The organism is Stenotrophomonas panacihumi (assembly GCF_001431645.1).
Classification (GTDB): Bacteria; Pseudomonadota; Gammaproteobacteria; order Xanthomonadales; family Xanthomonadaceae; genus Stenotrophomonas_A; species Stenotrophomonas_A panacihumi.
The window spans coordinates 18,172-38,722 of record NZ_LLXU01000081.1 but is presented as its reverse complement, the minus strand read 5'-3'; the positions used below and the strand labels follow the sequence as shown (position 1 = coordinate 38,722).

The window sequence follows — 20,551 nt, the reverse complement described above, 5'->3', positions numbered from 1 at the left end:
AGTGCCGCGGCGCCGGATAGGGGGCGCGGCGGGTATCGGCGAAGGTCAGTCGATCCGCACCACGGTGCGGCCAAACGATTGTCCCGCCAGCATCGCCTCGAACACAGCGGGCAGGCCATCCAGGCCGACTTCGCGGGTGCAGATGCGGTCCAGGTGGCGCGGCCGCCACGGGCCAGCCAGGTGCGCCCAGACTTCCTCGCGGATGTCGCGCGCGCTGCCCGAAGAGCCGATGCCCAGCAGCGAGACGCCGCGCAGGATGAAGGGCATCACCGTCATGTCCAGCTCGGCCGAGGCGGCCAGCCCCGCCGAGGCGACGCTGCCGTAGGGCGCGGTCTGCGCGAGCAGGCTCACCAGCATCGGGCCGCCGACGTTGTCCAGGCCGCCGCCGTAGCGCGCGGTCTCCAGCGGGCGGCCGGCCTGCAGGGCTTCGCGGCCGAGCACCTCGGCCGCACCCAGGCTGCGCAGGAAATCGGCGCGGTCGGCCTTGCCGCTCACCGCATGCACCTCGAAGCCGGCGCCGCTGAAGATGTCCAGCGCCAGCATGCCCACGCCGCCGGTGGCGCCGGTGACCAGCAGCGGGCCCATCGCGGGCACCTGGCGGTTGTCGCGCAGGCGCAGCAGGGCCAGCGCGGCGGTATAGCCGGCGGTGCCGATCACCATCGCCTCGCGCAGGTCCAGGCTGTCCGGCAGCGCGATCACCGCGCTCGACGGCAATCGCGCGTACTGGGCATAGCCGCCGTCGCGGGTCTCGCTCAGGCCGCAGCCGGTGGCCAGCACCGCGTCGCCCTCGCGGTACGCCGGGTCGGTGGAGGCGACCACGTGCCCGGCCACGTCGATGCCGCCCACCAGCGGGAAACGGCGCAGGATGCGGCCCTTGCCGGTGCCGGCCAGCGCGTCCTTGTAGTTGACCGACGACCAGGCCGCGCGCACCACCACCTCGCCGGGCGCCAGGTCGTCCAGGCCGATGGAGTCCAGCCCGGCACGGTGGACATTGTCGTCCTGGTGGATACGGAAGGCGGCGAACCGCGCGGGGACGGGCATGGGCGTACTCGCCGGTGAACGGGGGAGCGGGCACCATAGCCGTTCCCGCTGGGCGGGTGGGCCCCTTCTTGTAGAATCGGGCGACAGAACCCAAATCGGGGTTTTCCGGGTGCCGATGTGCCCGACCTTCAGATGGAGCGTGCATGGCCTGGAATACACCCGGCAGCAAGGGGCCTGATGGCCCGGAAGACAATCGCCGTGGCGGCTGGAAGCCGAGCGGTGGCAATGGCGGCGGCAACGGTGGCGGTTGGGGCGGCCTGCCCGGGCAGTTCCGCGACCTCTTCGATGGCGGCGTGTGGCGCTGGGTGCTGCTGGCGGTCGTGCTGCTGGTGCTGTTCTCCAGCTTCCAGCTGATCCGCGAACAGGACCGCGGCGTGGTGCTGCGCTTCGGCCAGTACTCGCGCACGCTGCAGCCGGGCCCGAACTTCAAGCTGCCGTGGCCGATCGAATCGGTGACCAAGGTCAACGCGACCGAGATCAAGACCTTCAGCAACCAGATGCCGGTGCTCACGCGCGACGAGAACATCGTCAACGTCGAGCTCAACGTGCAGTACCGCGTGGATGATCCGCGCCAGTACAAGTTCGGCACCTTCGATGCGGACCAGGTGCTGCAGCAGGCCGCGCAGAGCGCGGTGCGCGAGCAGGTCGGCCGTTCGGACCTCAATGCCGTGCTCAACAACCGCGGCCCGCTGGCCACCGCCGCGCGCGAACGCCTGCAGGCTTCGCTTACCGCCTACAACACCGGCCTGGTCGTCACCGGCCTGACCCTGCCCAACGCGCGTCCGCCGGATGAAGTGAAGCCGGCCTTCGACGAGGTCAACGGCGCCCAGCAGGTGCGCGAGCGCCTGATCAACGAGGCCCAGGCCTACGCCGCCAAGGTGGTGCCCGAGGCGCGCGGCCGTGCGGCCAGCACGCGCACCGTGGCCGAGGGCTACAAGGAAGCCGTGACGTCCCGCGCCCAGGGTGACGCGGACCGCTTCAGCCTGCTGCAGCAGCAGTACGCCGGCGCGCCGGAAGTCACCCGCAAGCGCCTGTGGCTGGAAACCGTGCAGGAAGTGCTTTCGCAGAACCGCAAGGTCATCGGCGGCGATGGCCGCCAGCTGATCTACGTGCCGATGGCCGACGCTGCCGCCAAGCCGGCCGGCCAGCTGCCGACGATGGCCCTGCCGAGCGTGCTCTCGCAGGACAGCGGCAGCAGCGCCGCGGCGCTGAGCGCGGAAAGCATCCGCAACCCGGAGCGCGGTCCGCGCCCGACCGGCCGTGACGGGAGTGAACGATGAAACAGTCGATCTGGATCGCCGTGGCGGTGGTCGTGTTGCTGGGCCTGATGGGCTCGGCGTTCGTGGTGCGCGAGGACCAGACCGGCATGGTGCTGAACCTCGGCCGGGTGGTGCGTTCGGACCTCAAGCCGGGCCTGCACTTCAAGATCCCGGTGGTGGAGACGGCGCGGGTGTTCGACCGCCGTTTCAAGGTGCTCAACACCGCCGCGGCACGTTACTTCACCGCCGAGCAGAAGGACGTCAGCGTCGACTTCTTCGCCATCGGCTACATCTCCAACGTGGCCGATTTCTATCGCTCCACCGGTGGCGATGACAAGGTCGCCGATGCGCGCCTGGCGCCGATCATCACCGACTCGCTGCGCAACCAGATCAACGCGCGCACGTTGCAGCAGCTGGTGTCGGGCGACCGCAGCGAACTGATCGCCGGCCAGCTGGCGGGCATCAACGCGGCGATCAAGGGCTTGGGCATGCAGATCACCGACCTGCGCATCAAGCAGATCGACCTGCCGGCCGACAGCCAGATCATCAACGACGTCTACGAGCGCATGCGCGCCCAGCGCAAGCAGGAGGCGAGCAAGCTGCGCGCCGAGGGCGAGGAGCAGTCGCTGAGCATCCGCGCGCAGGCCGACCGCGAGGCGACGGTGATCGTGGCCGACGCCGAGCGCGATGCGCAGAAGCTGCGCGGCGAAGGCGATGCGGAAGCCGCGCGCATCTACGGCAAGGCGGCTTCGGCCGACCCGTCGTTCTATGCGTTCTACCGCAGCCTGGAGGCCTACCGGAACTCGATGGCCGACGGCAACGGCGTGATCGTGCTCGACAAGAACGACCCGTTCCTGCAGTACTTCAAGGGCGACCGCTGAACCGCCCGCCCGCGTGACGAAGGCCGCCTCCGGGCGGCCTTCTTCGTTTGCGGCGCGCGCCCTGCACAAGCCTGAATGAGAAAAGGGTGGTGGCGTTCACCGGAAACCCGGATAATGCACAAAAGCCGGCCGGGTCATCCCGTTCGGCTTTTTCCGTGTCTGGGCCGGCACGTGCCGGCGCCACCCCGTTTGGTGGCGCCAGGGGCAGTCCCGGCCAGGACGCGATCAATCCATCAGCGGCCCCGATGGCCGCCCGCAAAGGAGTTACCCGTCATGGGTCAGTCTGTCGTCGTGCTCGGCGCCCAGTGGGGCGATGAAGGCAAAGGCAAGATCGTCGATCTGCTCACCGAGGAAATCGGTGCCGTCGTGCGTTTCCAGGGCGGCCACAATGCCGGCCACACCCTCGTCATCAACGGCAAGAAGACCGTCCTGCACCTGATTCCCTCCGGCATCCTGCGCGACGACGCGCTGTGCCTGATCGGCAACGGCGTGGTGATCTCGCCGGCCGCGCTGAAGAAGGAAATCGAGGAGCTGGAGAACTCCGGCGTGGAAGTGCGTTCGCGCCTGAAGATCTCGCCGGCCGCGCCGCTGATCATGCCGTACCACATCGCCCTGGACCAGGCGCGCGAGAAGGCCGCCGGCGGCAAGGCCATCGGCACCACCGGCCGCGGCATCGGCCCGGCGTACGAAGACAAGGTGGCGCGCCGCGGCATCCGCGTCGCCGACCTGCATTACCCCGACCAGCTGGCCGAAAAGCTGCGCGCCGCGCTGGATTACCACAACTTCGTGCTGACCCAGTACCTGGGCGTGGAAGCGGTCGATTTCCAGAAGACCTACGACGAGGCGCTGGCGTTCGGCGAGTACGTGCAGCCGATGAAGTCCGACGTGGCCGGCATCCTGTATGACCTGCGCAAGCAGGGCAAGCGCGTGCTGTTCGAAGGCGCGCAGGGCGCGCTGCTGGACATCGACCACGGCACCTACCCGTACGTCACCAGCTCCAACACCACCGTCGGTGGCGCGCTGGCCGGTACCGGCGTGGGCGTGCAGGACATCGACTACGTGCTGGGCATCGCCAAGGCCTACGCGACCCGCGTCGGCGGCGGCCCGTTCCCGACCGAGCTGGACGATGAAATCGGCCAGGGCATCCGCGACCGCGGCGCCGAGTACGGCGCCTCCACCGGCCGCCCGCGCCGTTGCGGCTGGATGGACATCGTCGCGCTGAAGCAGGCCGTGCAGATCAACGGCATCAGCGGCCTGTGCATCACCAAGCTCGACGTGCTCGACGGCATGGAGAAGCTCAAGGTCTGCATCGCCTACGAATACCGCGGCAAGCGCACCGAGTACGCGCCGCTGGACGCGCAGGGCTGGGAGGAGTGCACCCCGGTGTACCTGGAATTCCCGGGCTGGAACGAGAACACCCACGGCGTCACCGAGTGGGAGAAGCTGCCGCCGGCCGCGCGCGCCTACCTGCGTTCGCTGGAGGAACTGGCGGGTTGCCCGATCTCCATCGTCAGCACCGGCCCGGACCGCGACCACACCATGGTGCTGCAGGATCCGTTCGCCTGATCCAGCCGCTGGCCGGAAAACGAAAAGCCCCGCTTCGGCGGGGCTTTTTCATTGGGAGGGCAGGGGCGCGGCGGTTACATCGCCGCGGGCCGCTGTCGCGCCTTGTCGGCATTGACCGCCGACAGCGCCGCCCACAGCGCGGCGAGGTTGATAACCAGCTGCAGCTCGGCCGACTTGCTGTCGTCGCCATCGCGCCAACGGCGTGCGTCCTCGCGGGCTTCTTCGGGCAGCATTGCCAGCAGGCTGGCGTCGTCCATCGCGCGGGCCGAGCGCTGCAGGCGCAGGGAGAGGCGCACCGCGGCCACCAGCCGCGCCAGCGTGTGCAGGGTGGAGGCGGCGGCGATCACAACCAGCAGCGTGCGCAGCACGTCCTCGTGGGCCCAGCCGGGTACGGCTTCCATGGCCGCGGCCAAGCCCAGCGCGGCGGTCCGCCACAGGGGCCAGGCGCGGCGGGTGCGCTGCGGCCAGTGCATCAGCAGCCCACCGAAGGCGATGGCGCAGGCGGACAGGGCGATCATGTCGTGCGTGCTCAGGGCCATCCAGGTGGACGTGGCGGCCAGCAGGGCCAAGGCCAGCCACGGCGGCGGCAGCAGGCGGCGCAGGTAGTCCAAGCCCACGCCCTGGACCAGGCTGGTGAGGCTGCGTTCGCGGGAGGTCAGGGTCATCGATTGCGCGTGCGGTCTGGGCTTGGAGGCATCTTGGCCGGGACGGTGTCGTGGAAAGGTCGGAGCGCAGGGCGCGCGCGGGTCTGTCCCGATCATCCATCATCCGGGGGGCAGATTGCACCCCGGTGACGCCGTGGGCGCCGGCCGGCCCCATGACCCCCTCCTTGCACTACCATGGTGCACGCGACGAGCCAGCCCCCGGGTCAGCCACGGGTCGTGAACACACGCGGCCTCACCTGGCCGCCCGACATCTTTGGGGCTCGTCCATGAACCATGTTTCGCGTCGGCGCGTGCGCGCCGGGCAGATCTCGTTGCTTTCCCTCGGCCTGTCGCTGGCGCTGCAAGCGCAGGCGCAGCAGGCCACTTCCCCCGATGCGCGCCAGGGCGAGGCCCGGACGCTGGACGCCGTCCAGGTCACCGGCGAGCGCACCTCGTCCTACACCGTGCCGCAGACCGCCGCGGCCACGCGGCTCTCGCTGACGCCGCAGGACACGCCGCAATCGCTCACGGTGGTGACGCAGCAGCGCATCGAGGACCAGAACCTGCAGACGGTGCGCGATGTGCTCGACAACGTCACCGGCGTGTCGTCCAACGCGTACGACACCGAGCGCGTGGTGTTCTATGCGCGTGGCTTCCAGATCCAGAACATGTCCTACGACGGCGTGCCGATCGCCTCCAGCCTCAACAGCAGCTCGGCCGACGGCAGCCTGGACACGGCGATCTACGACCGCATCGAGATCCTGCGCGGCGCCACCGGCCTGCTCTCCGGCGCGGGCACGCCGTCGGCTTCGATCAACTTCATCCGCAAGCATGCCAATGCGCGCGAGTTCGTCGGCGATGCATCGCTGAGCGTGGGCTCATGGGACACCTGGCGCGGCACGGCGGACCTGTCGGCGCCGCTGAACCAGGACGGCAGCGTGCGTGGCCGTTTCGTCGCCGCCTACGAGCAGGGCGGCTCCTATCTGGACCGCTACAGCCGCCAGCGCCAGGTCGCCTACGGTGTCATCGACGCCGACCTCGGCCCGGCCACCACCCTGAGCGTGGGCTACGACTACCAGCGCTCCAAGCCGGAGAGCGTGACCTGGGGCTCCTACCCGGTGTTCTACGACGATGGCGGTTTCATCGAATGGCGTCGCGGCTTCAACACGTCCACCGACTGGTCGTACTGGTACAACACCACGCAGACCGCGTTCGTCGACCTCAAGCATGCCTTCGGCGCGGGCTGGCAGCTGCGCGTGCTGGCCAGCCACCGCCGCACCGATGGCGACGAGGCGCTGTTCTACGTGTACGGCTTCCCCAACCGCGAGACGGGCGAAGGGCTCGACCCCTACGTCTACCGTGCGCGCGACCGCGGCCGCCAGGACAACCTCGACGTCTACGCCAGCGGCCCGTTCCAGTGGGGCGGGCGCGAACACGAACTGGTGGTGGGCGCCACCGGCTCGCGCTACCGCAAGACCTCAGACGAATTCGCCAACGACGAGCTCGCGCCGGTCGGCAACTTCCTGCAGTGGAACGGCCACTATCCGCGCCCGACGTTCGCCGACACGGCCGACCGCGCCACCGACATCCGCACCGACCAGTCCGGCCTGTACGCCGCGGCGCGACTGAGCCTGGCCGACCCGCTCAAGCTCATCGCCGGCGCACGCTACAGCCGCTGGAAGAACGACACCGACGACATCTACAGCGGCGTGTTCCGCCACGAGCACAACAAGACCGTGCCTTACGCGGGCCTGGTCTACGCATTCGATCCCACCTGGTCGGCCTTCGCCAGCTACACCGAAATCTTCGACCCGCAGGAAAACCGCACCGTCACCGGCGCCTTCCTCGAGCCGGTGGTCGGGCGCAGCTACGAGATCGGCGTGAAGGGTCGCCACTTCGACGGGCGCCTGAATTCCTCGCTGGTGTTGTTCGATACCCGCCAGGACAACGTGGCCGAAGCCGATGTCGGCAACACCTTGCCGGACGGCATGACGCAGGCCTACTACGCCGTGGACGGCACGCGCTCGCGCGGCGCCGAGCTGGAACTGTCTGGCGACCTGAGCGAGCGCTGGAACGCCTCGCTGGGCTGGTCGTACTTCAACCTGGAAGGCCCGGACGGCGAAGACCTGCGCACGGCGCTGCCGCGCACGCTGTTCCGCGTGTTCACCACCTATCGCTTGCCGGGCCTGGAGCAGCTGACGATTGGCGGCGGCGCGAACTGGCAATCGGCCAGCCATGCGCTGGTGGACGGGCCCGATGGCCCGCAGCGCGTGAACCAGGCTTCGGTGACGCTGCTCAGCGTGATGGCGCGCTACCAGTTCACGCCACGCGCCGAACTGCAGCTCAACGCGGACAACCTGCTGGACCGCAAGTATTTCGTGCTCGACGAATACAGCAACCTCTATTACGCCGCGCCGGCCAGCGCCACGCTGAGCTTCCGCTACCGCTTCTGAGCCAACGGTGCGGCGCAGGGGCAGCGCGGGCTGCCCCTGCGCGGCGCCTCAGGACTTGAGGTCCAGGATCGGCATGAAGCCGCCGAAGATCATCCGCTTGCCATCGAACGGCATCGGGTTGTCCTGCATGCGCGGGTCTTCCATCATCTTCTTCATGCCCGCATCGCGCGTGGCCTTGTCGGGCCACTCGATCCAGGAGAACAACACCGCTTCGTCCTCGCGCGCGTCCACCGCGCGGAAGAAGTCGGTCTGCTTGCCGTGCGGGACATCGTCGCCCCAGCACTCGACCACGCGCAGCGCGCCGAACTCGATGATCAGGGCATCGCCCTCGCGTGCATGGGCCAGGAATTTCTCGCGGTTGGCGGTGGGCACCGCCATTACGAAGCCATCGACATAGGACATGGAAATCCTCCGCTGTGGACGCGACGGAATGCGCGCCTTCCCTCACTCAACGCACGGGCCGGCGGGATTTCGACATCGCCGGGCCGAACGATTCAGCCGCCGCGCACAAGCCTTAACCGGCGTCGGCGCGCCCGCTGGCGTAGGCCAGCCCGCGCCGCAGCTGGGCCAGGAACTCGGGCTGGGCGAAGATCGCCGCGGTATGGCCCAGCCCGGTGTACCACGCGCGGCCGCCGTCATAGGCGTGATGCCAGGCGATGGGATGGTCGGCGCCCATGCGGCCGCCCTCGTACAGGCGTTCGTCCAGCGTGGCGATCACCTGCACCCGGCCACGCGGATTGCGGTCGTAGTTGTAGAACTCGTCGTGCACCGGCCACGCCGCGCCCGCGGCCACGCCATCGCGTTCGGGCTGCACGCGGCTGTGCTGCAGCCCGGGTGGGTGGTCCTGGAAATAGGCGCCGACCAGCGCGCCGTACCACGGCCAGTCGTAACCGGTATCGGCGGCGGCGTGGACGCCGACGAACCCGCCCCCGCCACGCACGAACGCTTCCATCGCGCGCTGCTGCGTCGCATCGAGCACGTTGCCGGTGGTGCTGGCGAAGATCACCACGCGGTAGCGCGCCAGGTTCTCCGGCGTGAACGCACTGGCGTCCTCGGTGGCGTCGGCCACCAGGCCCATCGACTCGGCCAGCTGCACCAGCGTGCGCACCGCCACCGGGATCGATTCATGCCGAAAGCCCACCGTGCGGCTGAAGACCAGCACGCGGTCGGGCGGCGTGGCGTTGGCGGGCATCACGGGCAGGCTCATGGCGCAGAGGGCGAGCAAGGTGGAGAGCAGGCGGGGCACGGCGCGATTCTGGCACCGATCCGCGGCGCGTGGCGTAAGCTGCCCCGGCCTGCCTATTGCCTGGGGAATCTCGTGGCCGATGTCGATGCGCACTTCTACGACCGGGCCGATGCCCTGATCGAACTGGCCAACGCCCAGCTCGCTGGCGCCTCGCGCGCGCAGGTGGGCGATTCGTTTCTATACGCCGCCGCGCGCTTCCATGCGTGGAGCGGCGCGTGCGGGCAGGATTCGGCGGCGGCGATGGCCGGGGCGAAGGCGCAACTGCTGGCGCATTTCGTCGATCAGTACCGCGCCATGCTCGAAGCCAACCTCGACGACTACGTCGCCCACTTCGACCAATACATGCAGGCGCGCTAGCCACCGCGCCGGTCTGACTCGCGCCGTCAAGGCGCGCGCGCCACCCCGGTCGTCACCCGCGGCGGCGGGTCTCGGCCCGCCGCCGGGATGGCGCATGCTCAGTGCGCCGACATCGAGTACGGATGCTGCGCCGCGTCGGTGGCCCAGGTGGTATCCGGCTGGGCCTGCATGCGGAAGCGCAGTTCGCCGCCGGCGAGGATTTCCTCGTGGCTGATCCACGCGCGCGGCAGCGGCTTGCCGTTGAGCGTGGCCGCGCCGATGTAGGTGTGCTTCGCATCCAGACCGTCGGCGACCACCGTGAAGCGGCGGCCGTTGGGCAGGTTGAGCGTGGCGCGCGGCAGGAACGGCCGGCCGATCACGTACTGGTTGCTGCCCGGCGCCACCGGGTAGAAGCCCAGCGCGGTGAACACGTACCAGGCCGACATCTGGCCGAGGTCGTCATTGCCGGCCAAGCCATCCGGACGCGCGGCGTACTGGCTGTCCATGATCTGCTTCAGGCGGGCCTGCGTGCGCCACGGCTGGCCGGCGTACGCGTACAGGTAGGCCACGTGGTGGCTGGGCTCGTTGCCGTGCGCGTACCAGCCGATCAACCCGGTGATGTCTTCCATGTGCTCGAAGATCTTCGGGTCGACCTTGGCATCGAACACGTCGTCCAGCCGCTTGAGCAGCGCGTCGCTGCCGCCATGCGCGGCGGCCAGGCCGGCCACGTCCTGCGGCACGTACCAGGAGTACTGCCACGCGTTGCCTTCGGTGTAGTCGGTGCCGTAGCCGCTGGCGGACGGGTCGAACGGCTCGCGGAAGCTGCCGTCGCGCTTGCGCGCGCGCATGAAGCCGGTGGCCGGGTCGAAGGCGTGCTGCCAGTTGCCGGCGCGCTTCTCGAATTCACTGGCGACCTCGCTGCGGCCCATCTTCTGCGCCATGCGGTAGATGGTCCAGTCGTCGAACGCGTATTCCAGCGTCTTGGAGGCCGCTTCGCCTTCCTCGTCGATCGGCACGTAGCCGAGCTGGCGGTACGCGGCGATGCCGTCGTAGGGGCCGTAGTCGGCGCTGGCGACCATCGCCTGCAACGCCTCGTCGGCATCGAAGCCGCCGATGCCCTTCATGTAGGCGTCGGCGATCACCGGCACGGCGTGGTAGCCGATCATGCACCACGTCTCCAGGCCATGGAACGCCCACACCGGCAGGATGCCGTAGGCGCTTTCGCGGCGCGAGGCGAGCAGCGAGTTGACGACGTCGGAGGTGCGCCGCGGCGGCTGCACCAGCGTGAGCAGCGGATGCAGGGCGCGGTAGGTGTCCCACAGCGAGAAGGTGGAGTAGTTCGTCCAGCCGTTCGCCTGGTGCACGGCGTTGTCCGGGCCACGGTAGCGGCCGTCGCTGTCCATGAACAGCGTGGGGCCGAGCAGCGTGTGGTACAGCGCGGTATAGAAGCGCGTGCGGTCGTCCTGGCTGCCTTGCGCGTCGATCGCCGACAGCGCCTGCGTCCACTGCGCGCGCGCATCGCTGCGCACCTTGTCGAAATCGAAGCCCGGCACCTCGGCGTCGAGGTTGGCGATGGCGCCTTCCTCGCTCACCGGCGATATCGCCACCTTCACCACCAGCGGCGCGCCGCCGCCCTCGCCGAAATCGAACACGCCCACCAGCTGGCGGCCTTCGATCTGCGCGCGCTGGCGCGGGTCATTCGCGCCCGGCGGCGGGAAGCCCTTGTAGACCACGTTCTCCTCGGTGTCCTGCAGGGCGCTGCCGCCGAGCGGGCGCGAGAAGCGCATGGCGAAATAGAGCTGGCGACCCGGCGCCCAGCCGCGGGTTTCGCGGAAGCCGGTGACGGTGCCGTCGGCGCGCACGCGCAGCCGCGACCACTGCACCTTGCCGGGGTAGTCGTACATGCTGGTGCGCAGGTCCACCAGCACGTGCGCCGGCTTGCCCTTGGGGAAGGTGTACCGATGCACGCCCACGCGCGCGCTGGCGGTGAGTTCGGCGCGCACGCCGTAGTCGTCCAGGGTGACGGCGTAATAGCCCGGCTGCGCCTGTTCGGTCTGGTGGCGGAAGCGCGAGGTGTAGCCGCTGCCGGGCTGGCTGGCGTCGCCGCGTTCGAGCTTGGGCTCGCCGCTGATCGGCATCAGCAGCACGTCGCCGAGGTCCGAATGGCCCGAGCCGGAGAAGTGGGTGTGCGAGAAGCCGACGATGGTCGAATCGTCATGGCGGTAGCCGGCGGCCCAGGGATAGCCTTCCTTGCGCGATTTGATCTGCGTGTCCGGGCTGAGCTGGACCATGCCGAACGGCACGGTGGCGCCGGGGTAGGTGTGGCCTTCGCCGCCGGTGCCGATGAACGGGTCGACCGCGGCATAGGCGGCCTCGCCGGATGGGGCGGCCGAGGCCGCGGTGGTCGCCAGCAGCAGGGCGGCCAGCCAGGGCGCCAGGCGCCTTGGAGCGTTTGAAAGCATGCGTTGTCTCCTCCCGAAGCGCGGACGGTAGCACGCGGGTGGCTCCGCTCCGGCGCAGGTCGAGTTTAGCGGTTTTGATCGATCTAATGGTTTGGCGCGGGTAATCTGCCCGCATGCCCCGTACCTTCTTCGCCTGGCTGTCCGCCGTGCTCGTCGCCAGCCTCGCGCCGGCGTTCGCGTTCGCGCTGCTGTTTTTCGACGGCCGCATCGGCGCCAACCGCGCCACGCTGGCCGGCTTCGGCGTGGCCTTCGTCGTCGCGCTGGCCCATGTGCTGGTGCTGGGCGTGCCGGTGGGCGTGATCCTGCGCCGACGTCGCCGCTTTGGCCCGGGGCGCATGGGGTTCGCCGGGGCCGTGGCCGGGCTCGGCACCTGCGTGCTGTTCCTGCTCGTGCAGACGCCCACGCCCGAAGCGCTCGCCGGGGTGTTCAGTCCCGCGATCCTGTTGATCGTGCTGTATGCCGGCGGCTTCGGCGCGCTCTCCGCGCTCGCGCTGTGGGCGGTGCTGCGCCTGCTGCTGCGGCCCTAGCGCGCTTCCAGCTCGGCGATGCGCTCGCGCAGGCGCGCGTTCTCCTGCTCCAGTTCGGTGACGCGCTCGCGCAGCGCCTGCATCGTCTCGTTCGCCGGTGCTTCCGCCTCGCGCTCGGGCCGCGGCTTGCGCCGCGATTCGCGCACGCGCTTGGCGGCCTCGCGCAGTTCGTCGTGGCCCGCGTGCGCCGCGGCCTGCTGTTCTTCCATCGGCAGCGTGGCCACCACCGCGGCGGCGTTGATCGACAACGCGCCGCTGCGCACCGCTTCCACCACCTCCGGCGCGGCCTGGCGCTGGATCTTCTCGATCATGCCCATCTGGCTGTTGCTCACCCGCGCCACGCGGGCCAGCTCATTGCGGCTGGGTGCCGGCGTGGCGGCCGCCGGCACGGGGGTGTCATGCGCGCTCGATTCGGCCCACGGCGCGCTGTCGTCCTCCACCGTGGCCGGCGCCGCGGCTTCCTCGGCAGGCACGGCAGGCACGGCAGGCGCCGCGGCGACGGCACGTTCGCGACGCGAGGACAGGATCTCGCGCTTGCGCAGCGCCAGCACGCCGCGCTGGAAATCGGACACGCTGCGCCGGCCCAGGTGCTGGTCGATCATCCACAGGTGCACGTCCTCCATGCTGGTGAAGCGCTCGTGCTGCACCGTGCGGAACGGCAGGCCGTGGCTTTGGCAGATGCCGTAGCGGTTGTGGCCGTCCACCAGCACGTTGCCCCACAGCACCAGCGCGTCGCGGCAGCCCTCGGCGAGCAGGCTCTGTTCGAGGGCAGCGTGTTCGTCCGGCGTCAGCGGGTCGATGTAGGCCTTCAGCGACGGGTCGACGACGATCTCGATATCCATGCGGCGATGCGGTGCGATGCGGGGGAGGGCGCGCATTGTAGGCAGCGTCGAGGCAGGCGTCGCCCTTGACAGCGGGGTGGCGAGGTGGGCATCGCGCGGGTGCCAGGTCAACGCGTGGTGTAGAACGCCGCGCGCGATTGCACCGTTTGTTTACCCGCACGTTGCTACACCCGGGCCGTCACCCACACCGGAGCATTCCCATGCCGGAGAAAAAGACCCGCCAGGCGGCGGCCAAGGACAAGCGCGAGGGCAAGTCGGCCAGCACCCAGGCCGGCGAATACGTGCACGAGGAGATCGAGCACATCAAGCACGGCAAGCATGGCGCCAAGAGCACGAAGCAGGCGATCGCCATTGGCCTGTCGAAGGCGCGCCGCGATGGCGTGGACGCCAAGCCTTCCAAGACCGCCTCCAAGGCGGTGAAGAAGAAGGCCGCGCAGGACACGGCCGCCTCGAAGAAGGCGAAAAAGGCGCCGTCGAAGACGCGCTCGGCCGGTGCCAAGAAAGCGCTGAAGACCGCCAGCAAGAAGACCACCGCCAAGAAGGTGGTCGGCAAGAAGGCGCTGTCCACCCAGGCGAAGAAGGCCGCGAGCAAGCGCACCGCCAGCAGCCGCTCGACGGCGGCGAAGAAGGCCGCGCGCACCAAGGGCCCGGCCGTGCGCAAGGCGGCGGCGAAGAAGGCCGCGCGGACGCGGGCGAAGAAATCGGCGTGAGGCGGGGCGGGTTGTCGATGGCGGTGCGGCGTGTCATAAGCACGCGCATCGACCGTCGGGAGTCTTCCATGCGCATGTCTTGGCTGTTCTGTGGCTTGCTGGTCGCCGCCGGCGCGGTGCATGCGAAGGAGGCGCCGCCGGCCAACCTGCTTGATCCGGCGCGTATCGCCACGCTGCCGCGACAGCAGGCGCGCATGGACGTGCATGGGCACCCCCTGCAGTGCGAGGGCGTGTCATTGGCCGCGCTGCTGCGGGCCAGCGGCGCGATGCCCGCCACGCCGCTGCGCGGCGCCGACCTCGCCAAGATGGTACGGATCAAGGCCCGCGATGGCTACCAGGTGGCGTTCTCGCTCGGCGAACTGGACGACACCCTCGGCGCGCGCGAGGTGCTGCTGAGCGACCGCTGCGACGGCCAGCCGCTGCCTGCCGAAGATGGACCGTGGCGCCTGCTGGTGCCGGCCGACCACAGGGCGGCGCGCGCGGCGCGGCAGGTCGAGCGGATTGAAGTGGGACCCTGAGCACGTCCAGCTCCCTGAACCACACCGTCTCGCCCCCTGCGACGGAAAGGTGTACAAATGTACACCTATGAAAAATCCTATCCCCGGTCCTGCTGATCCGGGCGGCTTCCCCCTCCCCGGGAAACGCCCATGGACGCCTTGAGCCCCCGCCGTGCGGCCATCCTGGCCTTCCTGCGCGAGCGCACCCGGGCGGGGCATCCGCCCAGCCTGGCCGAGATCGCCGCCGAGTTCGGCTTCGCCTCGCGCAATGCCGCGCAGAAGCACGTGCAGGCGCTGGCCGAGGCCGGTCTGATCGAGCTGCGCGGCGGCGGGCTGGCGCGGGGCATCCGCCTGCCCGATGCCCCGCGCGATCCGCCGCTGGTGCTGCCGGTGCTCGGCCGGGTCGCCGCGGGCCTGCCGATCGGCGCCGATATCGGCATCGAGCGCGAGCTCTGGCTGGACCGCTCGCTGTTCTCGCTGCGCCCGGATTACCTGCTGCAGGTGCAGGGCGATTCGATGATCGACGACGGCATCCTCGACGGCGACCTGGTTGGCGTGCATCGCAGCAGCGAGGCGCGCCACGGCCAGATCGTGGTCGCGCGGCTGGACGGGGAAATCACCATCAAGCGCCTCGAACGCGGGCCGGCGCAGCTGCGCCTGCTGCCGCGCAACCCGGCCTATGCGCCGATCGTGGTGCCGGCCGATGCCGATTTCGCGATCGAAGGCCTGTACTGCGGCCTGTTGCGGCAGGGCTGAGGCATGGGCGAAGTACTGGCCCTGGGCGAGATGCTGGCGGCACGCACGGTATGGCGCGCGGGGAAGGGCGTGGCCACGCGCCGCGACGGCGAGCCCAGCGGGCATGCCGCGCTCGATGCCGCGCTGCCCGATGGCGGCTGGCCGCGTCGCGCGCTCACCGAGCTGCTGCTGCCCTCCGATGGCGTGGGCGAAATCGCGCTGCTGCTGCCCACGCTGGCCCGGCTCACCGCCGCCGGCGAGCGCGTCGTGCTCATCGCGCCGCCGTACCTGCCGTATGCGCCGTCGTGGCAGGCCGGGGGCATCGACCTGGGGTGGCTGGAAGTGATCGAGGCCGAGCCGAAGCAGGCGCTGTGGGCGTTCGAGCAATGCCTGCGCAGCGGTGCGTGCGCGGCGGTGCTGGGTTGGCCGCAGACGGGCGATGCGCGCGCGCTGCGCCGCCTGCAGGTCGCCGCCGACAGCGGCGATTGCTGCGCCTTCGCCCTGCGCGACCGGCGGCATGCGGTGAATGCCTCGCCGGCCGCGCTGCGCCTGGAATACCTGCCCGGCGAACACGCCTGGCAGGTACGCAAATGCCGCGGCGGCCAGGTGCCCGCGCAACCGCTGCGATTGGCGCATTGAGGCGCGCGCATGCTCTGGGCCTGCATTCTGCTGCCGCAGCTGGCGCTGGACGCCGTCCTCCGGCGTTTGCCCGACCCTGAAACGCCGCTCGCGTTGGTGGAAGGGCCGGCGCAGCTGCGCAGCCTGCATTCGGTCAACGAAAGCGCCGCCGCCGCCGGCCTGCGCACCGGCATGCGCCTGGCCGCCGCGCACGCGCTGATGGCCGGCGTGCGGACCGTCGCGCACGAGCCGGCGGCCGAGGCGCGCTGGCAGCGTTTCCTGGCCGCCTGGGCGTATCGCCACAGCTCGCTGGTGAGCGCGCAGTGGCCGCATGCCATCGTGCTGGAAGCGCAGGCCAGCTTCCGCCTGTTCGGGCCCTGGCCGCGTTTCGCGCAGCGCCTGCGCGAGGAACTGCAGACGCTGGGCTTCCGCCATCGCATCGCGCTGGCGCCGACGCCGCGCGCCGCACGCGTGCTGGCTGGTTTGCGCGACGGCCTGGCGGTGCGCCGGCCCGAGGCGCTGCGCACGATGCTCGACGGCGTGCCGGTGCGCCGCGCCGCGTTGCCGGGCGATACCGGCGAGCGCCTGCAGCGCATGGGCCTGGAACATCTCGGCCAACTGCGCGCGCTGCCACGCGACAGCCTGCGCCGGCGTTTCGGCCTGGACCTGCTCGACCACCTCGACCGCCTCTACGGCGAAGCCGACGACCCGCTGCAGTGCTACGCGCCGCCGGACCATTTCGATTCGCGCATCGAGATGGGCTACGAAGTGGAGACGCACACCGCGCTGCTGTTCCCGCTGCGCCGCCTGCTCGGCGACCTGTGCACCTACCTGTCGATCCGCGATGGCGGCGTGCAGCGCTTCGTGCTGCGGCTGGAACACGAGGAAGGGCATACCGACGTGGAGGTCGGCCTGCTCGCCGCCGAGCGCGAGCCGGGCATGCTGTTCGAACTCTCGCGCAATCGCCTGGAACGGGTGGCGCTGGAAAAGCCGGTGGTGGCGCTGCGCCTGCTTGCGCGCGAGCTGCCGCCGTTCGTGCCAGCCGCGCGCGACCTGTTCGACCCGCGCCCGCAACAGGCGCTGGATTGGCCGCAACTGCGCGAGCGCCTGCGCGCGCGGCTGGGGGATGAATCGGTGTACCGGCTGGCGCCGGCCGACGACCCGCGCCCGGAGCGTGCGTGGCGGCGCGTGCTGGGCGAGGACGAGGCACGGCAAACGCAGGCCCCGCCGCGCCCGCCGCGCCCGGCCTGGCTGCTGCCGCAGCCGATCCCGCTGCGCGATGGACGCCTGCGCGTGTTGTCCGGGCCGGAGCGGCTGGAAAGCGGCTGGTGGGATGGCGAGGACGCGCGCCGCGATTACTACGTGGTGGAGACCGCGCGCGGCCAGCGCGGCTGGGCGTATGTCGCGCCCGGCGCGCGCGAGGGCTGGATGCTGCACGGGTGGTTCGCATGAGCTGGGATGACGGCCACGACGGCGTGGAGCGCGACACCCCCGGCGGCCGTCCGCCGCGTGCGTGGACGGTGGATGCGCGCCTGCGCGCGGCGGCCAACGACGAAGTCGGCCACGAACGCGATGCCGGGCTGCCGGCCTATGCCGAACTGCACTGCCTGTCGGATTTCTCGTTCCTGCGTGGCGCGTCTTCGGCCGAAGCGCTGTTCGCCCGCGCCCGCGAATGCGGCTACGAGGCGCTGGCGATCACCGACGAATGCTCGTTGGCCGGCATCGTGCGTGGCTGGGAAGCGGCGCGCGCGACCGGATTGCCGCTGGTGGTGGGCAGCGAGTTCGCCCTGGAGGACGGACCGCGCGTCGTACTGCTGGTGGAGAACGCGCGCGGCTACGCGCAGCTGTGCGAACTGATCACCCGCGCGCGCCGCGCCGCCACCAAGGGCCGGTATCGCCTGCTGCGGGCCGACATGGCCGACGTGCTGGCGGGGGCGGACATCGGCCTGTTCGCCTTGTGGCTGCCCGCGGCCGAGCCGGACGCCGCACACGGCCGGTGGCTGCGCGAACTGTTCGGCGATCGCGCGCACCTGGCGGTGCAGCTGCATCGCGAACGCGACGATGCCGCGCGCCTGGCGCAGCTGCTGGCCTTGGCGCGGCAGCTGGACCTGGTCGCGGTGGCCTGCGGTGACGTGCACATGGCGCGGCGGCGCGACCGCATCGTGCAGGACACCCTCACCGCGATCCGCCACACCCTGCCGCTGGCCGAATGCGGCGCGCACCTGTTCCGCAACGGCGAGCGCCACCTGCGCAGCCGTCGCGCGCTGGGCAACATCCATCCGCCGACGCTGCTGCAGGCGGCGGTTGAACTGGCGCGGCGCTGCACCGGCTTCGACCTCAAGCGCGATCTCGACTACCGCTATCCGGCCGAGCTGGTGCCGGCCGGCCATACGCCGGCCAGCTACCTGCGCGAACTCACCGAGGCCGGCATGCGCACGCGCTGGCCCAGGGGCGTGCCGGACAAGGTGGTGGCCGACATAGAGATGGAACTGGCGCTGATCGCCGAGCTGAAGTACGAGGCGTTCTTCCTCACCGTGCACGACATCGTGCGCTTCGCCCGTTCGCGCGACATCCTCTGCCAGGGGCGCGGTTCGTCGGCCAATTCGGCGGTGTGCTACGCGCTGGGCATCACCGCGGTGAACCCGGCCGAGAACCGCCTGCTGATCTCGCGCTTCCTGTCCAAGGCGCGCGACGAGCCGCCGGACATCGACGTGGACTTCGAGCACGAGCGCCGCGAGGAAGTGCTGCAGTACGTCTACAACAAGTACGGCCGCACGCGCGCGGCGTTGGCCGCCACGGTCATCAGCTACCGCGGCAAGAGCGCGGTGCGCGACGTGGCCAAGGCATTCGGCCTGCCGCCGGACCAGATCGCGCTGCTGGCCGACTGCTATGGCTGGGGCAATGGCGACACGCCGATGCAGCAGCGCCTGGAGGAAGCCGGTTTCGACCTGGAGAACCCGCTCATCGCGCGCGTGCTGGCGGTGACCGAGCTGCTGCGCGACCACCCGCGCCACCTCTCGCAGCATGTGGGCGGGTTCGTGATTTCCGATGCGCCGCTCTCCACCGTGGTGCCGGTGGAGAACGCGGCGATGGCCGACCGCACCATCATCCAGTGGGACAAGGACGACCTGGAAACGCTGGGCCTGCTGAAGGTCGATTGCCTGGCGCTGGGCATGCTCACCTGCATCCGCAAGACGCTGGAGCTGGTGCGCCGGCATCGCGGCCGCGATTTCGAGCTGGCCACGATCCCGGCCGAGGACGCCGACACCTACGACATGATCTGCCTGGCCGATACGGTGGGCGTGTTCCAGATCGAATCGCGCGCGCAGATGGCGATGCTGCCGCGGCTGCAGCCGAGGAAGTTCTACGACCTGGTGATCGAGGTGGCGATCGTGCGGCCCGGGCCGATCCAGGGCGACATGGTGCACCCGTACCTGCGGCGCCGGCAGGGCAAGGAAATGATCAGCTATCCCTCGCCGGGCGTGCAGGAAATCCTCGGGCCGACGCTGGGCGTGCCGCTGTTCCAGGAGCAGGTGATGGAACTGGTGATCCATGCCGGCTATACGCCCGACGAGGCCGACGGCCTGCGCCGTTCGATGGCGGCCTGGCGCCGCGGCGGCGACATGGAGCCGCATCGCGCGCGCATCCGCGAGCTGATGGAAGGCAAGGGCTATCCCTCGCACTTCATCGACCAGATCTTCGAGCAGATCAAGGGCTTCGGTTCCTATGGCTTCCCGCAGAGCCACGCGGCCTCGTTCGCCAAGCTGGTCTACATCAGCTGCTGGCTGAAACGCCACGAGCCTGCGGCCTTCGCCTGCGGCCTGCTCAACGCGCAGCCGATGGGTTTTTATTCGCCGAGCCAGATCGTGCAGGACGCCCGCCGCGGCCGCGCCGCGCGCGACGCCGTGGACGTGCTGCCGGTGGACGTGGCCCGCAGCGACTGGGACCAGACGCTGGAAGGCGGCGTGGCCTGGCGTGACGAGCAAACGCCCGGCACGCAGCCGGCGATCCGCCTGGGGCTGCGGCAGGTGCGCGGGCTGTCCGAACAGGCGGCGCAGGCGATTGTCGAAGCGCGCGCGCAGCGGCCGTTCGCCGACATCGCCGACCTGTGCCGGCGGGCGGGTCTGGATGGCAAGGCGCGCGAGGCGCTGGCCGAGGCAGGGGCGCTGGCTTCGCTCAGTGGCCACCGGCACCACGCGCGCTGGGAAGTGGCCGGCATCGAGCGGCGGCGCCCGCTGCTGCCCGGCAGCCCGGAAGAAAGCGAGGTCGCGTTGCTGGCGCCGCGGCAGGGCGAAGACATCCTGGCCGACTATCGCGCCACCGGCCTGAGCCTGGGGCCGCACCCGATGGCGCTGCTGCGCGCGCAGATGCGCCAGCGCCGCATCCTCGGCCTGCAGGAGCTGCACGGGCGTCGCCATGGCAGCGGCGTGCACGTGGCCGGGCTGGTGACCCAGCGGCAGCGTCCGGGTACGGCCAAGGGCACCATCTTCGTCACGCTGGAGGACGAGCACGGCATGATCAACGTCGTGGTCTGGTCGCACCTGGCGCAGCGGCGCCGGCGCGCGCTGCTCGAATCACGCCTGCTGGCGGTGCGCGGGCGCTGGGAGCAGGTGGACGGCGTCACCCATGTGATCGCCGGCGACCTGCACGACCTGAGCCACCTGCTCGGCGAGCTGCCGGTGGCTTCGCGGGATTTCCATTGAACGGCGGCCCGCCCGAGGCGACGGCGGCCAC

At 70.4% G+C, this 20,551-nt stretch carries 17 protein-coding genes and 1 pseudogene; 12 read left to right on the top strand and 6 right to left on the bottom strand.

Annotated elements, in window-relative coordinates; all coding sequences use genetic code 11:
• Nucleotides 1-45 precede the first annotated feature (45 nt).
• Entirely contained in the window at nt 46-1,041 is a 996-nt protein-coding gene (locus tag ARC20_RS10405) for an acrylyl-CoA reductase family protein (RefSeq protein ID WP_057646793.1), read from the bottom strand.
• A gap of 143 nt (nt 1,042-1,184) precedes the next feature.
• Here ARC20_RS10405 and hflK point away from each other — a divergent pair.
• The 3 genes and pseudogenes from hflK to ARC20_RS10390 all read left to right on the top strand — a co-directional run.
• Nucleotides 1,185-2,190 (top strand): annotated as a pseudogene (hflK, locus tag ARC20_RS10400) (FtsH protease activity modulator HflK); the annotation flags it as partial.
• 127 nt (nt 2,191-2,317) lie between these two features.
• Nucleotides 2,318-3,181 (top strand): protease modulator HflC, encoded by an 864-nt coding sequence (gene hflC / locus ARC20_RS10395; RefSeq protein ID WP_057646789.1) that lies wholly within the window; start codon nt 2,318-2,320, stop codon nt 3,179-3,181.
• A gap of 273 nt (nt 3,182-3,454) precedes the next feature.
• Nucleotides 3,455-4,747 (top strand): adenylosuccinate synthase, encoded by a 1,293-nt coding sequence (locus ARC20_RS10390; RefSeq protein ID WP_057646787.1) that lies wholly within the window; start codon nt 3,455-3,457, stop codon nt 4,745-4,747.
• Nucleotides 4,748-4,821: 74 nt separating this feature from the next.
• Here the strand turns inward: ARC20_RS10390 and ARC20_RS10385 are convergent, their stop codons facing one another.
• Complete coding sequence (locus tag ARC20_RS10385; protein WP_057646786.1) at nt 4,822-5,412, bottom strand: hypothetical protein; 591 nt, start codon at nt 5,410-5,412, stop codon at nt 4,822-4,824.
• A gap of 266 nt (nt 5,413-5,678) precedes the next feature.
• On the opposite strand from ARC20_RS10385, the gene ARC20_RS10380 reads away from it, so the two are divergent.
• A complete protein-coding gene (locus ARC20_RS10380; RefSeq protein ID WP_057646783.1) occupies nt 5,679-7,844 on the top strand; it encodes a TonB-dependent siderophore receptor in 2,166 nt (721 codons plus the stop codon).
• A 48-nt stretch (nt 7,845-7,892) separates the two neighbouring features.
• Here the strand turns inward: ARC20_RS10380 and ARC20_RS10375 are convergent, their stop codons facing one another.
• Nucleotides 7,893-8,246 (bottom strand): DUF1428 domain-containing protein, encoded by a 354-nt coding sequence (locus ARC20_RS10375; protein ID WP_057646782.1) that lies wholly within the window; start codon nt 8,244-8,246, stop codon nt 7,893-7,895.
• 112 nt (nt 8,247-8,358) lie between these two features.
• Entirely contained in the window at nt 8,359-9,090 is a 732-nt protein-coding gene (locus ARC20_RS10370; protein WP_237642564.1) for a ThuA domain-containing protein, read from the bottom strand.
• 72 nt (nt 9,091-9,162) lie between these two features.
• Between ARC20_RS10370 and ARC20_RS10365 the strand changes: the two genes are divergently transcribed.
• Nucleotides 9,163-9,447: a DUF3144 domain-containing protein gene (locus ARC20_RS10365; protein WP_057646779.1), complete on the top strand. Its 285-nt coding sequence runs from the start codon at nt 9,163-9,165 to the stop codon at nt 9,445-9,447.
• 98 nt (nt 9,448-9,545) lie between these two features.
• Here the strand turns inward: ARC20_RS10365 and ARC20_RS10360 are convergent, their stop codons facing one another.
• Nucleotides 9,546-11,888 (bottom strand): GH92 family glycosyl hydrolase, encoded by a 2,343-nt coding sequence (locus tag ARC20_RS10360; protein ID WP_057646776.1) that lies wholly within the window; start codon nt 11,886-11,888, stop codon nt 9,546-9,548.
• A gap of 113 nt (nt 11,889-12,001) precedes the next feature.
• On the opposite strand from ARC20_RS10360, the gene ARC20_RS10355 reads away from it, so the two are divergent.
• Entirely contained in the window at nt 12,002-12,415 is a 414-nt protein-coding gene (locus tag ARC20_RS10355; RefSeq protein WP_057646775.1) for a hypothetical protein, read from the top strand.
• Here the strand turns inward: ARC20_RS10355 and ARC20_RS10350 are convergent.
• A complete protein-coding gene (locus tag ARC20_RS10350) occupies nt 12,412-13,251 on the bottom strand; it encodes a ParB N-terminal domain-containing protein (protein WP_057646831.1) in 840 nt (279 codons plus the stop codon). The two genes, ARC20_RS10355 and ARC20_RS10350, sit on opposite strands and share 4 nt — an antisense overlap.
• A gap of 206 nt (nt 13,252-13,457) precedes the next feature.
• Between ARC20_RS10350 and ARC20_RS10345 the strand changes: the two genes are divergently transcribed.
• The 6 genes from ARC20_RS10345 (at nt 13,458) to ARC20_RS10320 (ending at nt 20,520) form a co-directional block, all read left to right on the top strand.
• Nucleotides 13,458-13,967: a hypothetical protein gene (locus tag ARC20_RS10345; RefSeq protein ID WP_057646773.1), complete on the top strand. Its 510-nt coding sequence runs from the start codon at nt 13,458-13,460 to the stop codon at nt 13,965-13,967.
• Nucleotides 13,968-14,035: 68 nt separating this feature from the next.
• Entirely contained in the window at nt 14,036-14,485 is a 450-nt protein-coding gene (locus ARC20_RS10340) for a molybdopterin-dependent oxidoreductase (RefSeq protein ID WP_057646771.1), read from the top strand.
• 129 nt (nt 14,486-14,614) lie between these two features.
• Nucleotides 14,615-15,220, top strand: coding sequence for a transcriptional repressor LexA (gene lexA, locus ARC20_RS10335; RefSeq protein WP_057646770.1), 606 nt, complete (start codon nt 14,615-14,617; stop codon nt 15,218-15,220).
• Nucleotides 15,221-15,223: 3 nt separating this feature from the next.
• The gene (gene imuA, locus ARC20_RS10330; protein WP_057646769.1) at nt 15,224-15,838 is read left to right on the top strand and encodes a translesion DNA synthesis-associated protein ImuA; all 615 of its coding nucleotides are present in this window, start codon (nt 15,224-15,226) and stop codon (nt 15,836-15,838) included.
• Nucleotides 15,839-15,847: 9 nt separating this feature from the next.
• The gene (locus ARC20_RS10325; RefSeq protein ID WP_057646768.1) at nt 15,848-17,269 is read left to right on the top strand and encodes a Y-family DNA polymerase; all 1,422 of its coding nucleotides are present in this window, start codon (nt 15,848-15,850) and stop codon (nt 17,267-17,269) included.
• Nucleotides 17,266-20,520, top strand: a complete 3,255-nt coding sequence (locus ARC20_RS10320; RefSeq protein ID WP_057646766.1) for an error-prone DNA polymerase — start codon at nt 17,266-17,268, stop codon at nt 20,518-20,520. Before ARC20_RS10325 ends, ARC20_RS10320 begins: the two co-directional genes overlap by 4 nt.
• Nucleotides 20,521-20,551 lie beyond the last annotated feature (31 nt).